Genomic DNA, 24188 nt, shown 5'->3' on the forward strand with positions numbered 1-24188 from the left:
TATGTTGAAAAATGATCAAATTTCGCAAATCGTGAATGGAAAGCGTGTGATTGTGAAAAAGCCTGAGCTGCTTGCTCCTGCCGGTAACCTAGAAAAATTAAAAGTAGCTGTCCATTATGGAGCGGATGCTGTCTTTATCGGCGGCCAAGAATATGGGCTTCGTTCCAACGCCGACAATTTTACGCTTGAAGAAATGGCAGAAGGAGTCCAATTTGCCAATAAATATGGTGCCAAAATTTATGTGACGACAAACATTTATGCTCATAACGAAAATATCCCTGGACTTGAGGAGTATTTACAGGGGCTTGAGGAAGCGGGTGTGCATGGCATTATCGTGGCGGATCCTCTGATCATTGAAACGGCTCGCCGGGTAGCGCCAAAGCTAGAGGTGCATTTAAGCACCCAGCAATCTTTGGCTAACTGGAAAGCGGTGCAATTTTGGAAGGAAGAAGGACTGGAGCGCGTCGTGCTGGCCCGTGAAACAAGTGCCGAGGAAATTCGTGAAATTAAAGAGAAGGTGGATATTGAAATAGAAACCTTCATCCATGGGGCGATGTGTATCGCCTACTCAGGGCGCTGTGTCTTGAGTAACCATATGACGGCTCGCGATTCCAATCGCGGCGGCTGCTGTCAATCATGCCGTTGGGATTATGATCTGTACAAGCTTGATGGCAGCCAGGAAATCGCTTTATTTGATGAAAATGATGATCCATTTGCCATGAGCCCGAAAGATTTAAATCTTATTCAATCTATTCCAAAAATGATCGAATTGGGCATTGATAGCTTAAAAATTGAGGGACGGATGAAGTCGATTCATTATGTGGCCACCGTTGTCAGCGTCTATCGCAAAGTGATCGATGCCTATTGTGCCGATCCAGACCATTTTGTGATTCAAAAAGAATGGCTCGATGAGCTTGATAAATGTGCCAACCGTGATACCGCACCTGCCTTTTTTGAAGGGGTGCCAGGATATAAAGAACAGATGTTTGGGGTGCACAGCAAGAAAACAACCTACGATTTTGCTGGTTTTGTGTTGGACTATGACCGCGATACGAAAATGGTGACTTTGCAGCAACGCAATTTCTTTAAACCTGGCGATGTTGTTGAATTTTTTGGTCCGGAAATCGATAACTTTACCCAAGTGGTGGGCACGATCTGGGATGAAGATGGAAACGAGATCGATGCAGCGCGCCATCCTTTACAAATCGTAAAATTTAAAGTAGAGAAGGATGTCTTCCCGTACAACATGATGAGAAAGGAGCGCTAAGATGGGGAAGAAGCCGGTGGTGATCGGAGTCGCAGGCGGCTCCGGTTCGGGGAAAACGAGTGTTGTCAGAGCCATTTATGAGCATTTTCAAGGGCATTCGATTTTAATGCTTGAGCAGGATTATTACTACAAAGATCAAAGCCATCTTCCATTTGAAGAGCGTCTAAAAACAAACTATGATCACCCTTTAGCTTTTGATAATGATTTATTAATTGAGCATTTGCATAAGCTGCTCAGCTATGAGCCGATCGAAAAGCCGGTTTACGATTACACGCTGCATACAAGAGCGGATGAAGTCATTTATGTCGAACCGAAAGATGTGATTATTTTAGAAGGAATTCTCGTATTAGAAGATGAGAGATTGCGCAACTTAATGGATATTAAAGTATATGTAGACACAGATGCCGATATTCGGATTATTCGCCGGCTGCAGCGCGATATGAACGAGCGCGGCCGAACATTGGAATCCGTGATTGACCAGTATGTTTCAGTCGTTCGTCCTATGCACAACCAATTTGTTGAACCGACGAAGCGGTATGCCGATATTATTATTCCGGAAGGCGGTCACAATCACGTAGCGATCGATTTGATGGTTACAAAAATTCAAACAATTCTTGAACAAAAGTCTTTTTTGTAATAACATAGCATAGATAACATATGAAGGATGAACGTTTCTTACCGTTCGCGGACATTTGGCTTAAGGGATATGCATATTCATAAAGCCTTATTTGTACGAACGCGCTTTGCCGTTCGTACCTTTTATATACATAACTATTTAAGGAGGTAAGGGGATATGTCAAATGAAAAACAATATCCAATGACGAAAGCAGGGAAGGAGAAGCTTGAACAGGAGCTTGAATATTTAAAAACGGTCAAGCGCAAGGAAGTCGTTGAACGCATCAAAATCGCACGCGGATTTGGCGATCTTTCCGAAAACTCCGAGTACGATGCGGCAAAAGATGAACAGGCCTTTGTAGAATCACGTATCCAAACATTAGAAAACATGATTCGCAATGCGCAAATTATCGAAGAAGACACTGAAAATCCAGATATTGTATCTCTTGGAAAATCTGTGACTTTTGTTGAGCTGCCTGATGGTGAAGAAGAAACATATACGATTGTCGGAAGCGCTGAAGCGGATCCGTTTGAAGGAAGAATTTCCAATGATTCACCAATTGCTAAATCGCTAATCGGGAAAAAAGTAGGCGATGAAGTCAGCGTACAAACACCTGGCGGCGAGATGCTTGTCAAAATCGTAGCTGTACAGTAATAGAAAAGGTTTTAAAATCTTACACCTCGTCAACAATGAAGACGAGGTGTTTTTTATGAGCAAAAAACGGATGATCATCATGAGTGCACTTATACAACTTGGCATTTTTTTATTAATTGGCCGTCTCGTCCAAATTCAACTAGTGAGCACGGAATCATTTTCAAAAAATCATGTGAATTTAATTGAGGAAAGCGTGGCTCAACGAACTCAAGAAATGGTCATTAGCGATGGGCGCGGAACGTTTGTGGATCGCAGCGGTCAGCCGCTTGCAGAACAATCTGTTCCTTCCCTTATCCTGTTTCCTTTTTTAAAGAAAATGGATTGGCCAGTGGAAAAGGTGGCGGACATTTTACACGTTTCCGCAAGCTCCATTCGTTTACAGCTACAAGATGCGAAAGAACCGTTTGTGCTTTTAGCGGAAGACAGACCGCTTTCATTAACAAAGAACCAAATAAAAAAAATTAACCAGCTCCACATTCCGGGTGTCCTGGCCATTAATAAACAATATCCATTGGAGCATCCGTATGCTGAACATCTGCTCGGTTTTACGCGAGAGGATCCGCAACTGCTGCGAGAGCGTTATCGTGACCGGAACCTTTCGCCGCACACAAAAATCGGGATTCATGGATTAGAAAAGGCATTTGATGAATTTTTGCTGCCTGAGGGAGAAACAAAGCTGTTATACCATGTCGATGCAGAAGGCGGGCCGTTATTTGGCATTGATGTGAAATATAACGATCCGGGAAATCCTTTTTATCCGATTACGGTTCAGACAACACTCGATCGCAACTTGCAGCGAATAATGGAAGAGGTATTAGAGGAGCACCAATTGAAAAAAGGAGGAGCTGTGCTGTTGGATGTAGAGACAAATAGCGTCTTGGGGATGGCCAGCCGACCAGCGATGGATCCGCGCGATCCATATAAAAATAATGCCGCGGAAAATCAAATGCTTCTCCCGCAAATTCCTGGCTCGGTCTTTAAAACGGTGATCGCTGCTGCTGCTATCGATAAAGGGGTGGCTACTAACAAACGAGCATTTGATTGCAGTCGAAAAATTGACGGCGCTACCCCTGATACGGAGCATTCCTATGGCATGCTGCCTTTCGATGAAAGTTTTGCTGTCAGCTGCAACAACGCGTTTGCTACTTTAGGAAAAGAGCTTGTCAAGCAAGACCCTAACGTCATTGAACAATATGCGCAAATGCTTGGTTTGTATCCGCTTGTCGGCTGGGAGGGAGATGTATATCATTTTAAAAATTTCCGCCAGCTTCCTGAAGAAAAAAGCGGGACGATTTGGTATGACAAAAGCGACAAGTCCGTTCCTCTAGCCATAGCGCAAACGTCGATTGGACAGAAAAATGTCCGTGTTTCTCCGCTTGCTATCGCTAACATGATGGCCACGATTGCTAGGGGAGGAGAAGCAGAACAGGTAAGAGCCGTCGAGAAGATGCTCTATAAAAATGGAACCACCTTCTTTTCGTTTCATAAGCAGCCGTTTTCGAATGAAGGGTCACTGTCGCGGTCGACAGTGACGAAATTGCAGGAGCTGCTTCGCAAGGTCGTTACCGATGAGCGCGGCACAGGCCGGAGATTTCAAACGCTTCCCTATGCGGTAGCAGGCAAATCGGGAACGGCGCAAACGGAAAAAAAGGCGGCAAATGGAGAAGCGCTGATTAATAAATGGTTTGCGGGCTATTTTCCAGCAGAAGCGCCTAAATATGTGCTGGTTGTTGTTGATCTTGACAGTCCGAACTCACAAGCTGTGACAAATGATGTATTTTATGATATTGTCAAGAGAATATATGAGTTTGATACGAAACAACATTCATAGGACGGAAATCCGAAATCATCAAGAAATCGTTTATGAGGATGAAGCAAAATGTTACAATAAAAACGATCGTAAGGACGCAGGGAGGGATAGGATTGGCAAAAGAAAAAGAAATGAATTCGCGTTTTGAACAGCGTGCCAAACGCCGAAAGATCAATCGCGTGTTAAATATCGCTCTTGTGTGCGTGTTAATGTTGATTATCTTTTTTAGCTGGCAGCTGCTTTTCTCGCACGATGATAAGGACAGCGCACAGCCAGCGACAAAAGAAAAAGTCATAAAGAAAAAAGAAGAGGACGATGAAAAGGTGGAAGTAGAAATAGGCGATACAAAAACAACACAAGAGAAGGACGGTGAAACAGCTGATGAAGAGGAACAGCCATCCGAAGAAGAACAACCATCACAGGAAGTAATTGAAACAGCTGGCGATCCTTCTTCTGGAGTGTTGAAGGAAATTATTAATCCATCGTGGCAGCCAATTGGGACGACGCAAACAGAGCCGCATGTCACTCAATTTGACGAGAATTCAGTCGATTGGAAGGAAATGCTGGATGCTGTCAGCTATGCCACTGGAGTGTCGCCAGCAGATATGATTGTGTGGTTTATTGGCAACAATGGTCCGAATAAAGCGGTGGCTACCATTTCTCCTAAGGACAAAAGCGCCAAATATCGCGTGTATATTGAATGGGTGGAAAATCAAGGATGGAAACCGACGAAAATGCAGCAGCTAAAACAATAAACGGATTTCTCCATAAGCGAGAAATCCGTTTATTTTTTGGCTTTGAAATGAACAACGGCGCTGTAAAACCGCTGTCCGTTTGCTGAGACATGCATTTGATGGGAAACATGATGAACCTCGAGCAAAAGCGCTTTATTATGCTCGATTTGTTCATTGATTTTTTTCTCTAAGGTGGCTAAATCTGCGGCTTCAAAGCATTCGACTTTATCTTGGATCAAGTCAAGCGAAATGTTCAATGGCTATCCCTCCTTCTTAATTTATACAAATAAATAGGCGATTGCGCTTATGATTGCTTGGAAAAGCTCTATTTTTCGGCGATCGGACGCAAGTGAACGTGCCGTCGTCACGCTAAAGTGCGTGACAGAGAAGCAAATGACGAGTCCAATTCATTGGTTTGGAAGCAGCACAATATAATTCGGTCACCCGACCGTCGGAATCAAACAATCGCCTAACCGAAGCAACGAAAATAATGGATCTGCCCAATTCTCTATATACACATGTAGTGTAGCATATTTTCATTGAACAAATGAAAAAAATATGATAGATTGAGAACAGCATAGCAGTTAATTCATAGTATACTTATATGAATTATAAAAATTTTGGAGTGTGACATCGATGGGTAGAGAATTCCTTGATTTATTTGAAACGTGGGCACAGTCATATGATGAATCTGTTCATGGACATGACGAGCAATATCGAGATGTATTTGCTGAATATGATACGATTTTAAATACAGTTGTTGAAAAATCAGGAAATGGTGTGTTGGAGTTTGGCGTCGGCACAGGAAATTTAACGCAAAAATTGCTTCGCAGCGGCAAAACGGTTTATGGTATTGAACCTTCGGAGCCGATGCGCCAAAAGGCGTTTGAAAAGCTGGGCGATACGGTCACGATTCAGGACGGCGATTTTTTAAGCTTTCCGTTGCCGAATGAACCGATTGATACGATTGTCAGCACATATGCTTTCCATCACCTGACAGATGAAGAAAAAGAACAAGCGATTAGCCAGTATGGAAAGATGCTGAACAAAGGTGGTAAAATAGTGTTTGCGGATACAGCTTTCGTCGATCGCGAGGCTTTCGAGCAAATGGTCATCGAAGCAAAGGAAAAAGGGTTTCATGATTTGGCTGAAGATTTAAAGCGTGAATACTATCCGACATTGCCGGTGCTTGAGAGCATGTTTACGAAGCACGGATTCTCTGTGTCTTTTGTACCGATGAACCGTTTTGTTTGGTTGATGGAGGCTACGAAACAATAGGTGAAAGAGGTTGAAGGGATGAAGGTAGCAATTATTGGAGCGATGGAAGAAGAAGTCGCCATTTTAAGAGAAAAAATGGACAACCGTCAAGATACGGTTGCTGCCAATTGCGAATTTTACACAGGAACATTAAACGGTGTTGATGTTATTTTATTAAAATCAGGAATCGGCAAAGTCAATGCGGCCATGTCAACGACGATTTTGCTTGAACGTTTTCGGCCGGATTATGTGATTAATACAGGCTCCGCCGGCGGATTTTCCGCTTCGCTCAATGTGGGGGATATTGTCATTTCCAGCGAGGTTGTTCATCATGATGTTGATGTGACGGTATTCGGCTATGAATATGGGCAGGTACCTGGTATGCCTGCACGCTATGCGGCGGATGCTAAACTTGTTGCTATCGCGGAAGCAAGTGCTGAGCGCATTCAAGAAATCCAAGTGGTCAAAGGCTTGATTGCGACAGGCGATTCATTTATGAACGATCCGGAACGAGTAGCATTTGTGCGCGAGAAGCTAACAGATTTGCATGCAGTGGAGATGGAAGGGGCAGCCATTGCGCAAGTATGCTTCCAATTTGGCGTCCCGTTCGTTGTGATTCGCGCCCTTTCTGATATTGCTGGGAAAGAATCAAACGTGTCATTTGAGCAATTTTTGCACAAAGCAGCGCTCCATTCTTCCGAGCTTGTTCAAATGATGGTGGATGAATTAAAACATTCATAGGAAGGAGAGGGAATGCTCTCTCCTTTTTTCATGATGAAGAAAGAGGTGACAGCATGAAAGTAGCCAAAAGTGTTCACGAATTAGTCGGAAATACTCCGATTGTGGAAATTACCCGGTTTCCTCTGCCAAAAGGCGTGCGTTTGTTTGCTAAACTGGAATATTTGAATCCGGGTGGAAGCGTAAAAGATCGCCTTGGCCAAGAATTGCTGCAGGATGCGTTTGAAAGCGGCAAGCTAAAAGAAGGTGGAACCATTATTGAACCTACGGCTGGCAATACAGGGATCGGATTAGCGTTGGCGGCCATTGGCAAAAACGTCAATGTGATTTTTTGTGTGCCGGAAAAATTCAGCGTGGAAAAACAGCAGCTCATGCGGGCGCTTGGCGCAACAGTTGTTCATACACCGACGAGCGATGGAATGCAGGGAGCGATTAAAAAGGCGAAAGAACTGCTAGCAGAAATTCCAAATTCATATTGCCCACAGCAATTTGCCAATCCGGCGAATCCAAGAACGTATTACAAAACGCTCGGTCCAGAGCTTTGGGAGCAGCTTGATGGAAACATTGATATTTTTGTAGCTGGTGCGGGGACAGGCGGAACATTCATGGGAACGGCGCGATTTTTGAAGGAAAAAAATGCGGGCATCAAAACCGTCATTGTTGAACCAGAAGGCTCCATTTTAAATGGTGGAGAGCCTGGGCCACATAAAACGGAAGGGATCGGTATGGAGTTTCTTCCAGAATATATGGATGAGAGCTACTTTGATGCCATTCATACGATTGCGGATGAAGATGCTTTCCGACGCGTGCAGGAATTAGCAGCAAAAGAAGGTTTGCTCGTTGGCAGCTCTTCAGGCGCCGCTTTCCACGCCGCTATGCTTGAGGCTCTTCAGGCTCCGCCTGGGACCCATATTGTCGTGATTTTTCCAGATAGCAGCGAACGGTATTTAAGCAAAAAAATTTACGAAGGTGGGATATAACAATGAGACGGAAAACGAAGCTGATCCATGGCGGAGTTGCTGGCGATCCGCATACGGGAGCCGTATCAGTGCCGATTTATCAAGTGAGTACGTATAAGCAAGAGGGCGTCGGCGGACATAAAGGCTATGAATATTCCCGCACAGGAAACCCAACACGCCATGCTCTAGAAGAGCTTATAAAAGACCTTGAGGAAGGCTATGCAGGCTTTGCCTTCAGTTCAGGCATGGCGGCGATTACAGCGGTCATGATGCTGTTCAATAGCGGCGATCATGTCATTTTAACGGATGATGTGTATGGCGGTACGTACCGTGTCATGACAAAAGTGCTCCACCGCCTTGGCATTGAATCGACATTTGTGGATACAAGCGATTTAACGAACATTGAAAAGCAGCGGCGTCCGAACACAAAAGCCATCTATATCGAAACGCCAACCAACCCGTTATTAAAAATTACGGATTTGAAAGAGGCGGCAGCCATCGCCAAACGGCACGGATTGCTGACGATTGTCGATAACACCTTCAGCACTCCATATTGGCAAACACCGATTGCGCTTGGTGCGGATATCGTCGTTCATAGCGCAACGAAATATTTGGGCGGTCACAGTGATGTGGTCGCAGGGCTTGTTGTTGTAAATTCGGAGCCGTTAGCTACAGATTTGCATTTTATTCAAAATTCAACTGGCGGCATTCTCGGCCCGCAGGATTCATGGCTGTTGATGCGCGGTATAAAAACGCTCGGTATCCGCATGGAAGAGCACGAGCAAAATACGCGCAAAATTGTTGAGTTTTTAGCAGGACATCCAGCAGTGAAAAACATCTACTATCCAGGACTTGAAACACATCCGAATCATGAAATTGCGAAAAAGCAAATGCGCGGCTTTGGCGGCATGGTATCGTTTGATGTGGGAAGCGCTGAAAAAGCGGATCAGTTATTAAACCGCGTTCAATATTTTACCCTAGCGGAAAGCCTTGGAGCTGTAGAAAGCTTGATTTCGCTTCCAGCAAAAATGACACATGCCTCCATTCCGAAAGAGCGGCGTGAAGAGCTTGGCATTACTGATGGACTTGTCCGCATTTCGGTTGGTCTTGAAGATGTGGAAGACTTGCTAGAGGATTTAACACAAGCATTGGCATAAATTACATCGCCTTCTTTTCGCCTTCCTATGGTACAGTGAAAAGAGAAGCACGGAGCAGGGAGGGAAGCGGAATTGCATCAATGGGAACGAAAGCAGCTTCGCGCAAAGGCGAATGATTATAAAATGTACAGTCTCGTTTTGTTGGCGATCGGCGCGCTGTTTTATCTCGGTGTGATTTTACCTGATGTGCTCGAAGCTGGCAAAAAGCCATTGGTCCTTATTGCGATCGCGGCTTTTTTGGCCGCTTCGATCTATTTTCTGCGCCGTTCAGCCGCATGCAGGCGGATGCTTGAAGATGAGGACGAAATGTCTCTATAGAAAGCCGATCCTTCCTTTGTGAAGGATCGGTTTTTTATGGTTTTATAGGCCGGATTACTTACAATTAATATGATGGCTATTTAATAAGGACTCATGGACTATAGTCCTCCTGATTGCCTCTAGAGCGAATTTCGCAAATTGTTCAAAAACCGGCTGCGTTCCCTGCTTTTCATCGATGTAAAATAAAAATAAACAACCGTTAAGGGAGGAAAAAGGGATGTTCGCCATGGTGATGGGGATTGTTATTACAGCGTCAATTGCGTTCATTATTAGCGCAGAAGTCAGTGTGGAAGCGGAGTGAAGTAGAAGAAAGCGGCCTTCTTGAACAAGAGGCCGCTTTTCATGTAAGAGGTTAGTTCTATCTAGCAGAAAGCAAACGGAACTTAGTCATTGAAAAAATTAGTTTATGTTAAATAATGGAATTGTTACGATTTAGACATATCATGATTTAAAAGCTACATGAATTCTATTGGCTCATGAAGTTTACATATAAAAGTAGGTTTTATTCTTACATGATGTCGAACGTTTGTGTTATGGTCGTCTATCTAAAAAGGAGAGGCTGAAAAGATAAAATTTTTATTGTTGTATCAAGATTGCTCATTTTTTTAGAAAAAATATATATTCAGAAATACCCCAAACAGTATGACTTTTTTATGATGCGCCGCCTGTGCTTCAGGGCAATGAGGTGAACATAGATCGATAAAAAACAGAGTATTTCGACAAATAATGACAACATTTTTATTTAGGTTTCTTTGTTTTATCCGAATTTAGTGGGATATAAAGGGATTCGTTTATGACAAAGAAAAAGAATTTTAGCAAGTCTTAATAGATTCAGATTAATTTTCCGACATAACCACCTGGCTGATGTGCTGGAGCACTTTTTCTGGAAATTTAGAAAGGCACTACAAAAATGAAATAATCGATTCTCTCAACTCCTTTCGATTGGGCTGGAACCGATTGGAAATGTCACTCTCTTTCAGCCGGTCCCAAATTCGTTCAACAAAGTTTAAATTCGGTGAATAAGAGGGGAAGAATACAAAAGTTAGCTTGTTCTTCGCGCTCCTGTTAAAAAAAGCTGAAGAACTTTGGCGTAATGAATTTTTGCTTTATCTAAAAAGACCGGTGAAACGTACACTCCGAGGCAGGGATTTGGGGACTTGTGTTGAAAATCAGAATTAATAGAAGAATCTTGGAATGGAGTGTGAGCGATCATGAAAGCCCCAAAAAACCCCTCCGACTCACCCTCGTCTGTTTCAAGTCATCGATATGGAAGAATTGGTTCCCGAAAACCATATCCTGCGCCAAGTCAACGAAACGGTTGATTTTTCTATCATTCACGATTGGATGGCTCCCTTGTACACTGACAAAATTGGTCGTCCGGCCGCCACCCCGGAACGATTGCTTCGTCTAAGGCTACTCTCGTATTTGTTCAACCATTTGGAAGGGGAGTTGTATGAGATCCTCCCGATGTTATGGTTTTGCGAACTCGACTTCGAGTCGGTCCTGCGTTCGGATCCCCATCATCCACCCTTCCGGATCGGGACTACGCTTGTTAAAGCACGGAAACGATGGCGCAAACACGGGATCTTTAACCGATTGATGACCTATGTGGTTGATCAATGCATCGCGGTGGGGCAGGTCTTGCCGGACGTGCATATGGCCGTGTGCGGGCGAATGCTTCTTCGATCCACCATTTGCGAGAGGTGCAGCTCGCTTCGCTTCGTTTTCGTCCCCCGTCGCTGACGATTCGAACCTTGTCCGCGGACAACGTATGGAACCACGGAGAATTTGGAAGCTCTCTTCGCCCAAGGAATCACGCCGCTGGTATCACTGCGCCGCAAGGAGATGGAAGCCATCCCGGCATGGAAGTGTCGAACGAGCGATCCGGGAAGCCAAAAGCCAAGCGAAAATCCCCGAGGTTCAGATTCACAATCTGGCGAAACTCATTCAGCAACAAGGAAACTGTCGATCCATCCAATCCCTTCGCACTCGTTGTGAGCATCTGTTCGCCGAAGGGAAAGAAGTCCATGGGCTGGATTGCGCCCGCAGCCGCGGCTTGGACGCCGTGGAAGGACCGATGCTTTTGACCGTGGTCGTTCAAAATCTGAAACGACTATGCTAGTTTCGAAAAAAACGAGGGGGGACCGGCTCTTTGGCATGCGCAAAACTGGAATCCAGAACAGGGAAGCCTTCTTGCCCTTGTGTCCATTGGCGCCAAATGGTTGTGAGAATAGCCTTTAAGATTCGACACAGTGGAAGCGTATCTCCATTAATTCACCGGCCTTCTATACATCGGCGGGGATTGAAATATTGGCGCGCGGCATGGGGCAGGGGGAAATCGACACCGCTAGAAACAAAGCATTCTTGAGAGGGCGCAAAGCCCTGAGGCATTCATTATTTCTAGGAGGGCAAGTGCTGTGGAGGAAAGCAAGCGACAAAAGCTGATGAAAAAAATTGAAAGCCATTTGCGAACGACAGCAAGAAAGCTTGTGAAATTTGACACTGAAGGGGAAGCGTTGCAATACTTGGTGAATTCATTTCGGGCGGAGCTGGAATGTGAATTGATCGCCATTGTTTTAAAGGAAGGGGATGAGGTTGTTCCAACATTGTATCAAGGCGATTTCTCTCGTGGAATTTCTTATTCACCGATCGCGATAGCCAGCTGCTTGCCCCGGCTGTTTGAAGGGAGCACAACGTTTCGAGAGGTGGATGAAGCGTGCACATGCTCATTGATCAGCTTATTGAGAAGAAATGGCGTAAAAACGTGGTTCAGTGTTCCAATTAAGGATGAAGAAAATGAATATGGCATTTGTATGATCGGTTTTCAGCGCTACGTTTCGCTGTTGGCCGAGGCGAGGCAACTGTTTGACGATTTTGGAGAAGATGTTGCACTGGCCATTACGGTCGCTCGGAAAAAGGAAACGCAGCGGCGCAAAATGGTCGGTCTCGAGTGGCTTGCTCAACACTTTTCGCTTGATACGCCGCTTGAGCAGTTTGTCGAAAAAATTGTGGAACGGGCAGGTAAGGGGACGAATGCAGGCGGTGCCTGCATGTATTTATACCGGGAAGAGGACAACAGCTTCGTTGTTCACCCCCCTTTATACGGCAAAGTAGCTAGCCCGAAACAAGTAATGATGAAAAATAACTATCGGGTCAGCGATTATTTCCCTTTTTTGGAGAAACCAGGCGGGGATGAGTTAACGGTGTCGCTTGTCGTCAACTTCAAAACAATTGGTGTCCTGCACGTGGAGCGGAAAAACGAAGGGACATTTACAAAAGAAGACACCGAGATCTTGGACATGCTAGCGAACTACGTGGCCGTGATGCTGGAAAATGTCCGTCTGTACCAACAAGAGCGGGATCATACCCACCGCTTGCGTTTCCTGCTTCAATACCAACAAAAATTGATGAAGGAAACGATTCAGCATGAAGATTTTCAGGGCATTACCAAAACATTAAGCCAAATGTTTGATAAATCGGTGATTGTCTTTGATCGTTTTATGCGGCCGATCGCGCATGAACTAAAAGGGTTCAACGGACAACAGCTGCAACAGATTGCGAAGCAGGCATTGAAACAAGTGCTAGGACAAAGCCGTATGGGGGGGCATATCCAACTCGACGGGTTGTCAGATGTGTCGATGGTGGTTTGGCCGATTCATCATGGGGGAGATGCGGTTGGCTATTTAGCCATTGAGACATCGCCAAACGAAATGGATGATTTTTTTCTCCTTGGCGTCGAATTAGCCCGCAATATTTTTTCAATTCAATTTACGAAACAAAAGCTTGTGTTTGAGACAAAAGAACAGCTGAAAGACAGTTTTTTGCATAAGTTGTTGGCTGCGGAAATCGAAGATGAAGAGAGCATCATCCAGTACGTCAATGTATTTCAATGGAACATTTTCGAAGAGCATCGGCTTGCTGTGCTGCACTTGCAGCTGGATGAATATGGGCCGGTGGATTTCATCAAACAAAATGCGGAGAGGACGGCGCTCTGGAATCGTCTGAAAGTGCGGATTGCTGCTGAGGACTCCAGCTTGTTGTACGGAGCTGTCGAAGACCAATATATTTTGATCGCTCCAGCAGCAAAAGAAAGAAAGAATCCAGAAAAATATTGGAGCGAATGGCAACAGCGGATCGGCCGATGGGTCGATGAAGAGAAGGTGGCGTGCCGTGTGTTTTTAGGGATCGGGGGAAAGGCCACGTCGATTGGCGATTATTATGTTTCCTATCGACAGGCGATGCAAGCGTTGCAAGTGATGCTCCGCAATTTTCCTAGAAAAAGTGTAGCGTTTTTTGATGAACTCGGGGCGTACACGATATTGCACCATTTAAAAGAAGTAGAGGCCGCGAAACTGTTTGTCGATAAATACCTCGGTCCGTTGCTCCAGCATTCCGCGGGACGGAATACTGACTGGCTGCAAACGGTGCGCGTCTTCCTTGATTGCAATGGTCATTTGACCGAAACGGCCGAAAAGCTGTATATACATCGCAGCACCCTTCAATACCGGCTCGAAAAGATCGAAGAAATGCTCGGCTTCTCCTTGAGCGGAGCAGATCAACGGTTCAATTTGATGATGGCATTGAAATTATACGACTTATACGGTCTGACTTCCTTCAAAATGCTGAAAAGATAAGCATGTTTTCCTGCATCATGCAGGTATTTTTTTATTTTCACCTTCTTTATAATCAATAGCAAAGATAATACAGAAAATTGAAAAAATAACGATAAGGAGGACTTGTTAAATGGTATCAACGATCGGAGTCGTAGGAGCAGGCACGATGGGAAGCGGCATTGCCAACTTAGCTGCTTTATCGGGATTTGACGTGATACTCGTCGATATCGATGAGTATATGTTGCAAAAAGCGCGCTCACGAATGGAAGCGTTTATGGACAAAAGTATCGCCAAAGGGAAAATGACCGCCAAGCAAAAACATGAAGCGCTCGAAAAGGTGAAGGCGTCGACCGATTTGCATGAGATGAAGCAGGGGGACGTCATCATTGAAGCGGTTGTTGAAAACATGGATGCAAAAAAAGAGGTGTTCTCTCGGTTAGACACGATTGCACCGCAACATGCTATTTTAGCGACAAACACCTCATCGATGTCCATCACCGAAATCGCCTCTGCCACCAACCGTCCAAGCCAGGTCGTCGGCATGCATTTCTTCAATCCTCCGCAGTTGATGAAACTCGTTGAAGTGGTGCGTGGATACCAAACAAGTGATGAAACAGTAGAGAGGGCAAAAGAACTGGCTCTAAAGCTGAGCAAAGAACCGGTTGAGGTGAAGAAAGATTCCCCGGGATTCATTGTCAATCGTATTATGATTCCGCAATTCATCGAAGCGATCCGTCTTGTTGAAGAGGGAGTAGCTTCGCTGGAAGACATCGACAAAGCGGTGACGCTCGGCTTGAACTATCCGATGGGGCCGTTTACGTTGCAAGATTTTGCCGGAGTCGATATTGGCCTGCATGTTATGGATTATTTTTATCAAGAGTTTAAGGATAACCGATTTGCAGCACCTTTATTGTTGAGACAGCTTGTTCGAGCAGGAAGGCTAGGCCGAAAAACGGGAGCTGGATTTTACGATTACGAGGATGTTTGATAGGCACGGAGCAGCGGTGTTTTGTCGTATGTTGCCCACGCTATACTAGCAAACTTTAGGAGGGAATCAATTATGAACTACGAATTTTTGCAATATGAAATCGACAATCGGGTAGCGGTTGTGTACATCTACCGTCCGCCGTTCAATCCATTAAATACGAAAGTGTTTCATGAGTTGTCGGCGATCATCGATGAACTGGAAGCCCATTCGCAAGTCGGAGCGATCATTATTACGGGAACAGGGGAAAAAGCGTTTGTTGCCGGAGCAGACATTCATGAGATGATGGATCTGGATTTGGCAGGAATGATGGAAATGAACAAAATTTCGCGAGCAGCGTTTTCTAAAATTGAAAGCGCATCCAAACCGGTGATTGCAGCTGTGAATGGGCTGGCGCTCGGAGGAGGCTGTGAACTGGCGCTTGCGTGCGATTTGCGCATCTGTTCAGAGAATGCCAAGTTTGCGTTCCCAGAGGTCAATCTCGGCATCATCCCGGGCGGCGGAGGGACGCAGCGGTTGCCACGCATTGTGGGCCAGGGGATAGCGAAAGAATTGCTTTATTTTGGTGAAATGATCGACGCTGAACGAGCACTTGCCATCCATTTGGTGAATAAAGTCGTTCCAGCCAACCAATTGTTGCCTACCGCGAAAGAATGGGCCGAAAAATTGGCGCAAAAACCGGCCATTGCCATGCGCATGCTGAAAGAAGCGGTAAATACAGGAGCCAACGTAGACCTGCATTCGGGGCTGATCGTGGAAACTACCTGCTTCGGAAACGCGTTTGCCACTGAAGACCGGAAAGAAGGAATGCGGGCGTTTGCTGAAAAACGGAAGCCGGTGTTTAGCGGGAAATAGATATTGAAGGTCGGCAGTGATGTGGTCAGAAGTTATTAAACTAGTATATTGTCTGATCGTATTAGGATAAACGTTCGTTGCCTTTGTGAAGCGGCTAGTTTTTTACTTCGCTTCCCCAAGATGGCGGATGACGAAGGATAAAAATGTAAATATATTGAGGGGGAATCCATGTGAAACGAATTCATCCGGTTGATGTGATTGACAGTAGCCCAATCCGTTCGTTCCACATTTGGCTTATGGTTTGGTTGTTTCTAGTGATTACGTTTGATGGGTATGATGTTGTCATTTATGGCGCTTCGGTTCCCTTATTGATTCAAGAATGGGGAATTTCAGATGTCACCGCCGGCGCCATCGGCAGCTATACGGCCATTGGGACAGCCATTGGAGCGGTATTGTTTGGCATGCTGGCAGATCGAATGGGACGTAAAAAAATTATTTTGCTGACTACATTTTTATTCGCCTTTTTTACGTTCCTTGCTGGATTCGCTCCAAACCCAACTTTATTCACCATTTCTCGGATCATCGCTGGGATTGGCCTTGGCGGCGTTATGCCTAATGTTATTGCGTTAGCGACAGAAATGTTTCCGAAACGAATTCGTACAGCGATCGTGGCTTCCATTTTTTGTGGTTATTCTGTCGGAGCTATTGCGGCAGCATTGACGAGCCGAGCGCTTTTGCCGACGGTTGGCTGGGAGTCTATCTATTGGATTGGAGGCCTTCCGTTATTACTCCTTCCATTTTTAATGAAAGATATCCCTGAGTCAATCGGGTTTCTTCTCGCCAAAGGAAGAGAAGAGGAGGCACGAAAAGTTCTTTCTTTGATTGATCCCCATATTGGCCATGATGATGCAGTTGAGATAGTAAAAAGTGGAATCGAAACTCCAGACGCTTTGCCTATCGTGAAACTATTCACAGAGAAGCGAGCGTTTAGCACAGTCATGTTCTGGGTCTCTTGTTTCAGTGCATTTGTTCTGATTTACTCAATGAATACATGGCTCCCCCGACTCATGATGAAAGCAGGTTATGATTTGAGCTCCAGCCTCGCATTTACTGCTGTGATGCAAATTGGAGCGATCATTGGCACTGTAGTCTTCGGTCCGTTAGTGAATAAATGGGGATTTAAAAAGGTGCTTGTTCCCTTGTTCTTCAGTGGAGCGGCTGCTTTATCGTTGATCGGTTTTATGAGCAGCACATTCATTGCGTTTACGCTGATCGCCATTATTGGAGCCGCCTCAGTTGGTGTCCAAAACATCGCTAATGCGTTTGTCTCGCAATACTATCCGGAAGCAATGCGGTCCACCGCTTTAGGGAGTACAATGGCGTTCGGCCGAATTGGAGGCATTGTCGCACCAACATTTGTTGGCGTTTTGCTGTCCTTTAACTTGCCACCCCAATATAATTTTGCTGCTATTGCTAGCGCCGCGGTATTAGGGGGGCTTGCCGTGTTGTTGGTACAAGAAAAATATGCGGTGTATCGCAAGCTACAAGTGGAGACAACGAACGGGCAAGCAACCATTTCATGAGGGAACGCCCCTATGGATGGAACAACGCTAGACAACAGGATGACACCGGAGAAGCTGGCGGGATTTCCGCCGTGCGACCTTGAGTCCCGAAGCGAGCCTGGCCGCCGGCCTCCGCCTGATGACGAAACCGGGCCGAAAGAAATCATTGATAAGATATTCTGTGGCGGGGATGTGTCACGGAGCTCTTATTATTTTAAAACGTTCCTTTATTTTTGAAGTGAGTGATACGTTTTTTAAATAAAATGGTGTTTGTCGGTGAAGGAATTCGAAAGACAATAGAAGTAGAAGTTGCGTTTTATCAAGTTGGTTAACTTTTGGGGAAACGGAGGATGAGGAGCGATGGAAATGGTTCGTGTTTTGTCTGTTCCTCAGCTATTGGAACGAGCGGTAGCGGACAATCGGTCCAAAGAGGCTATTTATGACCTTCGGCGCCGAATCACCTATGGCGACTTGCACAAGGAAGTTCGTCAACTGGCATCGGCGTTGGTTTCGCTCGGCATCAAACAAGGGGATCGGGTCGGTGTTGGTTTGCCGAACTGGCTGGAAACGGTGCAACTGTTTTTTGCTGTCGCCCAAATTGGGGCCATTGTCGTTCCTTTCAATCCTAAATATCGGTGCCGCGAAGTGGAGCAAATTATGAGAAATTCTGGGATGACAGCCGTTTTTGTGTGTGAGGAGCTTGAACAGCATATCGGATTGGATTTCATTCGCGCCATTGCCGGTCATGTTATTACGGTACGGTTTGTCAAGCCAGGGTTCCTTTCCTTGGAACAGCTTATGACCTATGCGACCGATCAACCGCTGCCAGCGGTGGCAATTGATCCACAACATGACCTGTTTTGCCTTTTATATACATCTGGTACGACCGGAGCACCCAAAGGGGTGATGATCACTCATCACGGCATCGTCCAATCGGGCGTGGCGATTGCCAACAGCTTGAAGTGCCATCAAGATGATGTGTTTCTTATTTGTACGCCGATTTTCCATGTGTTCGGCATGGCGTGCAACTTGATATCGGCTGTATATAGCCGGGCCAAAATGGTGCTGCAGGAAAGGTACAGTCCAAGGGAGGCGTTACAGCTGATCGAACAAGAAAAAGTAACGATTCATCATGCTGTGCCGGCAATGTTTCATATGGAGCTAAACGTATTGAATGATGAATCATTTGATTTGTCTTCATTGCGCGTGGGAATGACAGGAGCTGATATTTGTCCGTTGGAGACAGTGAAAGCGGTGCGTGAAAAAATGGGAATGGTATTATGCATATCGTTTGGGACAACAGAGACGGTCTCTGTCACGATCACCCCATTTGAAGCGAAAGAAGACAGAATATTCGAAACAGTCGGGAAGGTGTTAGAAGGAAATGAAGTGAAAATTGTTAATGAACGAAGAGAGGCGCTTCCGCCAGGGGAAATTGGGGAAATTGCCTGCCGAGGGTTTGGTGTCATGAAAGGATATTACAACATGCCGGAACAGACAAACAAAGTGCTTGACGAGGATGGCTGGTATTACACCGGCGATCTTGGGATTATGGATGAATGCGGATATATTCGGTTTATGGGACGGAAAAAGGAGCTGATCATCCGCGGTGGATACAACATTTATCCAAAAGAAATCGAAACCATTTTGCAGCAGCATCCGGGCGTTTTCGCTTCGGCGGTGATCGGTCTGCCTGATCCAGTATTGGGAGAGGCGGTCTGTGCTGTGATTCTTCCTAAGGAAGGAGCTCATATCACCGAAGCGGACATCGTCGAGTTTTTGCGTCCATTGATTGCAGATTATAAAGTTCCAAATCAAGTTGTGTTTGTGGATCAATTTCCAACGACGGCGAGCGGAAAAATTCAGAAAGGGAAATTAAAAGAGATGTTAACAGAAGGTTGAACATTCGGGAGGGAAGAATATGCGGACAGACATTGTATTGGTTGAAGGAGCGCGCACGGCGTTCGCCGAATTTTGTGGTTCGTTTCGCGAGATTTCTGCAACCGATCTCGGGGCCATCGCGGCGAGGGGGGCGATGAAAAAGGCGAACGTCGAACCGGAAGAAATCGATCATGTCGTGTTTGGCAACGTTCAACAATCAAGCCGGGATGCTCATTTGCTTGCCCGCCATGTCGGTTTGAAGGCAGGACTGTCGATTGATGTGCCAGCTGTGACGGTAAACCGGTTGTGCGGGACGGGGCTGGAGACGATCATTATGGCGGCGCGCCTCATTTTAACGGGGGAAGCGGAAGTGATATTGGCAGGAGGCACTGAAAACATGAGTCAAGTGCCGCATGTCATTCGTGGCATGCGTTGGGGAACACGGCTAGGCAGCTTGACGGTGGAAGATTGGGTGTGGGATGGGCTATATGATACGGTCGGCGGCTGCAGCATGGCTATGACAGCTGAAAACTTGGCGAAAGAGTATCACATTACGCGCGAAGAAGTTGACCAACACGCGCTCCGTAGCCATGAACGGGCGCTTGAGGCTATTAAAAAAGGATATTTTCGCCAAGAAATTGTTCCTGTCACGGTGCAAGAGAGGAATAGGGAAACGATCGTTGACACCGATGAGCACCCGCGCCAAACAAGCTTGGAGCAGTTAAGGGCGCTTCACCCGCGCTTTCTTGAAAACGGAGTCGTGACGCCAGGCAATGCCAGCGGGATAAATGACGGGGCGGCGGCGGTCATTATTGCCTCGGGGGACTATGCCGCGAAGCGCGGCTTGAAACCACTCGCCCGCCTCGTTTCGTGGGGAGTTGTCGGTGTTGAACCAAAGTACATGGGGATCGGCCCGGTCCCAGCAATCCGTCAAGCGCTGAAAAATGCGAAATTGTCAATCGATGACCTTGACTTGATCGAGATCAATGAGGCGTTTTCAGCCCAATATTTAGCATGCCAAAAAGAATTGGGGTTTGACGACGAGAAAGGCAATGTCAACGGCGGAGCCGTTGCCCTTGGCCATCCGTTGGCGGCTTCGGGAACGCGCATTACCTTGACGCTGATTTATGAGTTGGCAAGAAGAAAAAAGAAATACGGCGTTTCTTCTCTATGCATCGGCGGCGGGCAAGGGATTGCGGCGGTTTGGGAGAGATTGTAATGGGTTGAAGCAGAGTGACCTATGATCGCAGTGGCGGTTTTTCCGTTCGGTTCTTTAAAAAGTAAAAAAATGGAGAGGTAATGATGGAAAATACAAAAACGAAAGCGCTTGAGCGTCTTCATGAAGAATTGGAGAAAGTGTATTTAGGTCCATTGTGGGAGAAACTTGGAAAAATGGTAACGCCCGAGCCCGATCATGAAGTGGTTTCGTACTTGTGGAAATGGGAGACGATCCGCAAGCATTTGCTGGAGGCTGGAGAGTTGCTTCGCTTAGGGAGAGAGAGCGAGCGTCGAGTCGTTTATTTGCAAAATCCATCTCTATTGAAACGAGGTCTCATCGGTTATTCGACCAACACGCTGTACGTGGGAGTGCAACTGTTGTTGCCGGGCGAAGTGGCTCCTGCCCATCGCCATAGCCAATCGGCGATTCGATTCATTATTGAAGGTGAAGGGGCTTATACGGCCGTCAATGGCGAACGAACGTATATGGAACGCGGGGATTTGATTTTGACCCCGGCATGGACGTGGCACGATCACGGTCACGAAGGAAAGGAACCGGTCATTTGGATGGACGGCCTCGATGTCGGGTTGGTAAGAAATTTTGCTGGCTCGTTCTTTGAGCCTTATTCCGAAGATGTATTCCCTGTTGTCGGCCCTCACAACGGTTCGACGTTCAAATATGCAAGGGGAGCGCTGCGCCCGGTTTCCGACCGGAAGCGAAAAGGCTACCCATCTCCGTTGATCGCCTATAAGTGGAAAACAACGAAACAAGTGCTTGAGAACTTGTCCAACCTTGATCCTGATCCGTATGACGGCTATGCGGTCGATTACATCAACCCGTTGACTGGAGGATCAGCAGATTTACGCATTGGAACAACGATGCAAAAATTAACCCCTGGGATGCACACAAAGGCGCACCGCCATGTCCATAGCGCCGTGTATCATATCCTTGACGGTGAAGGATATACGATTATCAACGGTGTCAAATTTGAATGGGCAAAAGGTGATTTCTTCATTTTGCCACCTTGGAGCTGGCATGAGCATGTCAATACAGGAGACAAAGACGCCTACTTATTCTCTATTAATGATTTTCCGATCATGGAACGGCTTGATTTGGAAAGGGAAGAAGCGTATGACCAAAACGGCGGTTATCAATCTGTCATGGATGTGTTCGAGCCACTTTCCCAACTCTAATATACACACGGTTTTCTCAAGGTGTGCCTAACGATTTTAAACAGTCAAGATGATTTTCGTCTGTATGCCCCAATCAAAAAAGCGAGGGTTGTACGGTTGAATGGCAAAATAGCAACTGCTTGAATCTTTGGAAGTTGCGGATGAGCTGCCGACGACAGCATCAGTGAGCAAAGGAATGTTGCGCAAGCAATCAATACGCGCCGATGGAAGGCAAGCAGGGAAATAGGAGTGAACGAACCATATGAAACTAGCGCTATTTGATGATTTTCAGATCGGAGTCATTGTCGATGATGTCATTTATGAGATTGGAAGCCGATTGTTCAGCCGTTTTCATCAAGGTGTCGGTTTTTGCCCCATGACGCAACTGATCGCTGCGTTTGATACCTATCGTCTGAACATCGAAAACCATTTGCACGAATTCCCAGCTTATGCGTTAACGGACGTTCGGCTGCGCCAACCGTTGAAAAAACCGGGAAAAATCGTTGCGGCTCCTGTCAACTACGTGTCCCACCAACAGGAAATGAAAGTGGAGCATACAGCAAGAGGACTCGGCTTTTTCTTGAAAGCTCCTTCTTCCATCATCGGGCCTGGCGACACGATTGTTTTGCCTGATCTGAATCGCCGTTTCGACCATGAATTAGAATTCGCATTTGTTATCGGAAAAACGGCGAAAAATGTCAAAGCAGAAAATGCCTACGATTATATATTTGGCTACACCGGGTTGATCGATGTCACGTTGCGTCCAGATGATGAGCATCATGAGGAACGGTGTTTGCGCAAATCGTTCGATACGTTTACCCCGATGGGACCGTGGATCGTGACGAAAGAGGAAATTGCCGACCCCAACAACGTCAATATGGTGCTGACAGTCAACGGAGAAGTTCGGCAACAAGTCAATACAAAAAAAATGATTTGTTCGGTTGCTGAACTTGTAGAAATTTATTCGCACATTATGACGCTTGAACCGGGCGATGTCATTACGACAGGAACGCCGGATGGAGTGGGACCGATTCGAGACGGGGATGTCATCGGCATGGAAATTGAGGGGATCGGGGGCTATTCCGTTCACGTTGCCTTAGCTTCCCACACGGCTGCATTGCGATAGTGGTTTTTTATCGGGTCGGTTGCCGAGCGCAACCGCCCATAACAAAAGGGCTAAACAAATATAGATGATATGAAAACGGAAAGGAGAAGAGAGGATGAACCAATCAAACGTTCAACGGCGTTCAGTTCTTGTTGTCGGGGCAGGCCCCATCGGATTAACGGCAGCTTTAGCACTGCGTCATTTTGGACTTCCGGCGACTATATTGGAAGCGGAATCAAAAGACCGCCTTCGTCCGGGAAGCCGAGCGATTTATTTTCATAAAGCGACGTTGCAACATTTAGAGGACATTTTTCCTAGGTTAGGCAAGACATTTGCCGAACACGGCGTTGTATGGCCGATCAAGCGCGCGTTGTTCCGCGGCAAGGAAGTGTATATGAAGCGGTATCCGGCTCCCGATCCGAATGAGCTTCCGCCGTTTACAAGCTTGCCACAAGTCGAGGCGGAAAAATTTTTGTACCAAGCTTGCCTTGAGTCAGGAGTCGAGTTTGTCTGGGAGACGCCGGTTGCCGAGGTCAAAACTGATGAGAGAGGAGTTGTTGTTATCACCCAATCAGGCGAGCGCTGGACGTGCGACTATTTGATCGCCGCCGACGGGGCCCGTTCGACGGTTCGTCAGTCGGTCGGCATCGAAATGGAAGGTCCGCGGACGAAAGACTACTTTGTTGTCGTCGATGTGAAAGAAGACGAAAACGATCCGCTGCCTTTAGAGAGGGTGTTCCATTATCAACATCCGGCTGTGGAAGGGCGCAACGTTCTCTTTGTGCCGTTTGCTGGTGGGTGGCGTATTGATTTGCAATTGCTTAACGGTGATGATCCGGAGCAGCTCGGCAGTGTGGAAGGAGTGAAGCAATGGCTGCCGAAAGTGATGCCGGAAAAATATGCTGGCCGCATTACCTGGGTATCGACGTATCGCTTTTTCCAAGTTGTCGCCAAGTCGCTCACCGACCAGCATCACCGCCTGTTGTTGGCTGGAGAGGCTGCGCATTTGTTCGCCCCGTTCGGCGCCCGTGGCATGAACTCCGGCGTGCCGGATGCGATTATGGCGGCAAAGGCGATTCAGGCGGCGCTGAATGCCAAAACTCAGGAGGAGGCCAAAACAGCCATTGCCGCTGCTGCCAATGAGCGCCTGATTGCGGCGAGATACAATCGCGATTGTGCGGGGATCGCGTTAGAGCACATTCAAGGCACCGATCCGGTGATCAATATAAAACGCGAAGTGGCCGCTTCATTAGCACCGATTTTGCCGCGCTTTGGCAAGTGGCTCGATGAAGGGCCGTATGGGCCGAAATCGGGACCGCCGCAGCTATCGACGAAATATTGAGCAG

Annotated in this window: 20 protein-coding genes and 2 pseudogenes; 20 read left to right on the forward strand and 2 right to left on the reverse strand. The window is 46.5% G+C overall.

Annotated features, from left to right (window positions below):
- Position 1: 1 nt before the first annotated feature.
- From GFC28_RS17535 to GFC28_RS17555, 5 genes are all read left to right on the forward strand, one after another.
- Positions 2-1267 carry a peptidase U32 family protein gene (locus GFC28_RS17535; RefSeq protein ID WP_044744628.1) on the forward strand — a complete coding sequence of 422 codons (1266 nt, stop codon included), beginning with the start codon at positions 2-4 and terminating at the stop codon, positions 1265-1267.
- 1 nt (position 1268) lies between these two features.
- A complete protein-coding gene (gene udk / locus GFC28_RS17540; protein WP_044744627.1) occupies positions 1269-1904 on the forward strand; it encodes a uridine kinase in 636 nt (211 codons plus the stop codon).
- A 156-nt stretch (positions 1905-2060) separates the two neighbouring features.
- Positions 2061-2537, forward strand: a complete 477-nt coding sequence (greA, locus tag GFC28_RS17545) for a transcription elongation factor GreA (protein ID WP_044744626.1) — start codon at positions 2061-2063, stop codon at positions 2535-2537.
- 55 nt (positions 2538-2592) lie between these two features.
- The gene (locus GFC28_RS17550; protein ID WP_044744625.1) at positions 2593-4368 is read left to right on the forward strand and encodes a peptidoglycan D,D-transpeptidase FtsI family protein; all 1776 of its coding nucleotides are present in this window, start codon (positions 2593-2595) and stop codon (positions 4366-4368) included.
- A 110-nt stretch (positions 4369-4478) separates the two neighbouring features.
- On the forward strand, positions 4479-5102 hold the full coding sequence (locus GFC28_RS17555) for a YrrS family protein (RefSeq protein ID WP_044744702.1): 624 nt from the start codon (positions 4479-4481) through the stop codon (positions 5100-5102).
- A gap of 29 nt (positions 5103-5131) precedes the next feature.
- On the opposite strand, the gene GFC28_RS17560 is transcribed toward GFC28_RS17555, so the two are convergent.
- Positions 5132-5338: a YrzA family protein gene (locus GFC28_RS17560; RefSeq protein WP_044744624.1), complete on the reverse strand. Its 207-nt coding sequence runs from the start codon at positions 5336-5338 to the stop codon at positions 5132-5134.
- Positions 5339-5717: 379 nt separating this feature from the next.
- On the opposite strand from GFC28_RS17560, the gene GFC28_RS17565 reads away from it, so the two are divergent.
- From GFC28_RS17565 to GFC28_RS17585, 5 genes are all read left to right on the forward strand, one after another.
- Complete coding sequence (locus GFC28_RS17565) at positions 5718-6359, forward strand: class I SAM-dependent methyltransferase (RefSeq protein ID WP_044744623.1); 642 nt, start codon at positions 5718-5720, stop codon at positions 6357-6359.
- An 18-nt stretch (positions 6360-6377) separates the two neighbouring features.
- Positions 6378-7079 carry a 5'-methylthioadenosine/S-adenosylhomocysteine nucleosidase gene (gene mtnN, locus GFC28_RS17570; RefSeq protein ID WP_044744701.1) on the forward strand — a complete coding sequence of 234 codons (702 nt, stop codon included), beginning with the start codon at positions 6378-6380 and terminating at the stop codon, positions 7077-7079.
- Between the two features lie 53 nt (positions 7080-7132).
- The gene (locus GFC28_RS17575) at positions 7133-8056 is read left to right on the forward strand and encodes a PLP-dependent cysteine synthase family protein (protein WP_044744622.1); all 924 of its coding nucleotides are present in this window, start codon (positions 7133-7135) and stop codon (positions 8054-8056) included.
- A 2-nt stretch (positions 8057-8058) separates the two neighbouring features.
- On the forward strand, positions 8059-9192 hold the full coding sequence (locus GFC28_RS17580) for a bifunctional cystathionine gamma-lyase/homocysteine desulfhydrase (protein WP_044744621.1): 1134 nt from the start codon (positions 8059-8061) through the stop codon (positions 9190-9192).
- A 72-nt stretch (positions 9193-9264) separates the two neighbouring features.
- Positions 9265-9510, forward strand: coding sequence for a YrhC family protein (locus GFC28_RS17585; RefSeq protein ID WP_044744620.1), 246 nt, complete (start codon positions 9265-9267; stop codon positions 9508-9510).
- A 902-nt stretch (positions 9511-10412) separates the two neighbouring features.
- Here GFC28_RS17585 and GFC28_RS20335 read toward each other — a convergent pair.
- A pseudogene (locus GFC28_RS20335) lies at positions 10413-10556 on the reverse strand (transposase); the annotation flags it as partial.
- A gap of 165 nt (positions 10557-10721) precedes the next feature.
- Between GFC28_RS20335 and GFC28_RS19050 the strand changes: the two are divergent.
- The 10 genes and pseudogenes from GFC28_RS19050 to GFC28_RS17640 all read left to right on the forward strand — a co-directional run.
- A pseudogene (locus GFC28_RS19050) lies at positions 10722-11629 on the forward strand (transposase); the annotation flags it as partial.
- Positions 11630-11927: 298 nt separating this feature from the next.
- Positions 11928-14144, forward strand: coding sequence for a helix-turn-helix domain-containing protein (locus GFC28_RS17595; RefSeq protein ID WP_044744618.1), 2217 nt, complete (start codon positions 11928-11930; stop codon positions 14142-14144).
- A 109-nt stretch (positions 14145-14253) separates the two neighbouring features.
- Positions 14254-15111 carry a 3-hydroxyacyl-CoA dehydrogenase family protein gene (locus tag GFC28_RS17600; protein WP_044744617.1) on the forward strand — a complete coding sequence of 286 codons (858 nt, stop codon included), beginning with the start codon at positions 14254-14256 and terminating at the stop codon, positions 15109-15111.
- A gap of 72 nt (positions 15112-15183) precedes the next feature.
- Positions 15184-15963 carry an enoyl-CoA hydratase/isomerase family protein gene (locus GFC28_RS17605; protein ID WP_044744616.1) on the forward strand — a complete coding sequence of 260 codons (780 nt, stop codon included), beginning with the start codon at positions 15184-15186 and terminating at the stop codon, positions 15961-15963.
- 170 nt (positions 15964-16133) lie between these two features.
- Positions 16134-17486: an MFS transporter gene (locus GFC28_RS17610; RefSeq protein ID WP_044744615.1), complete on the forward strand. Its 1353-nt coding sequence runs from the start codon at positions 16134-16136 to the stop codon at positions 17484-17486.
- Positions 17487-17825: 339 nt separating this feature from the next.
- Complete coding sequence (locus GFC28_RS17620; protein ID WP_044744613.1) at positions 17826-19367, forward strand: class I adenylate-forming enzyme family protein; 1542 nt, start codon at positions 17826-17828, stop codon at positions 19365-19367.
- A gap of 19 nt (positions 19368-19386) precedes the next feature.
- A complete protein-coding gene (locus GFC28_RS17625; RefSeq protein ID WP_044744612.1) occupies positions 19387-20565 on the forward strand; it encodes an acetyl-CoA C-acetyltransferase in 1179 nt (392 codons plus the stop codon).
- 83 nt (positions 20566-20648) lie between these two features.
- Complete coding sequence (locus tag GFC28_RS17630) at positions 20649-21758, forward strand: cupin domain-containing protein (RefSeq protein WP_082063736.1); 1110 nt, start codon at positions 20649-20651, stop codon at positions 21756-21758.
- A gap of 241 nt (positions 21759-21999) precedes the next feature.
- Positions 22000-22863 (forward strand): fumarylacetoacetate hydrolase family protein, encoded by an 864-nt coding sequence (locus GFC28_RS17635; protein ID WP_044744610.1) that lies wholly within the window; start codon positions 22000-22002, stop codon positions 22861-22863.
- Positions 22864-22957: 94 nt separating this feature from the next.
- Complete coding sequence (locus GFC28_RS17640) at positions 22958-24184, forward strand: FAD-dependent monooxygenase (RefSeq protein WP_044744609.1); 1227 nt, start codon at positions 22958-22960, stop codon at positions 24182-24184.
- Positions 24185-24188 lie beyond the last annotated feature (4 nt).

This window comes from Anoxybacillus sp. B2M1 (assembly GCF_001634265.1).
Taxonomy (GTDB): Bacteria; Bacillota; Bacilli; order Bacillales; family Anoxybacillaceae; genus Anoxybacteroides; species Anoxybacteroides rupiense.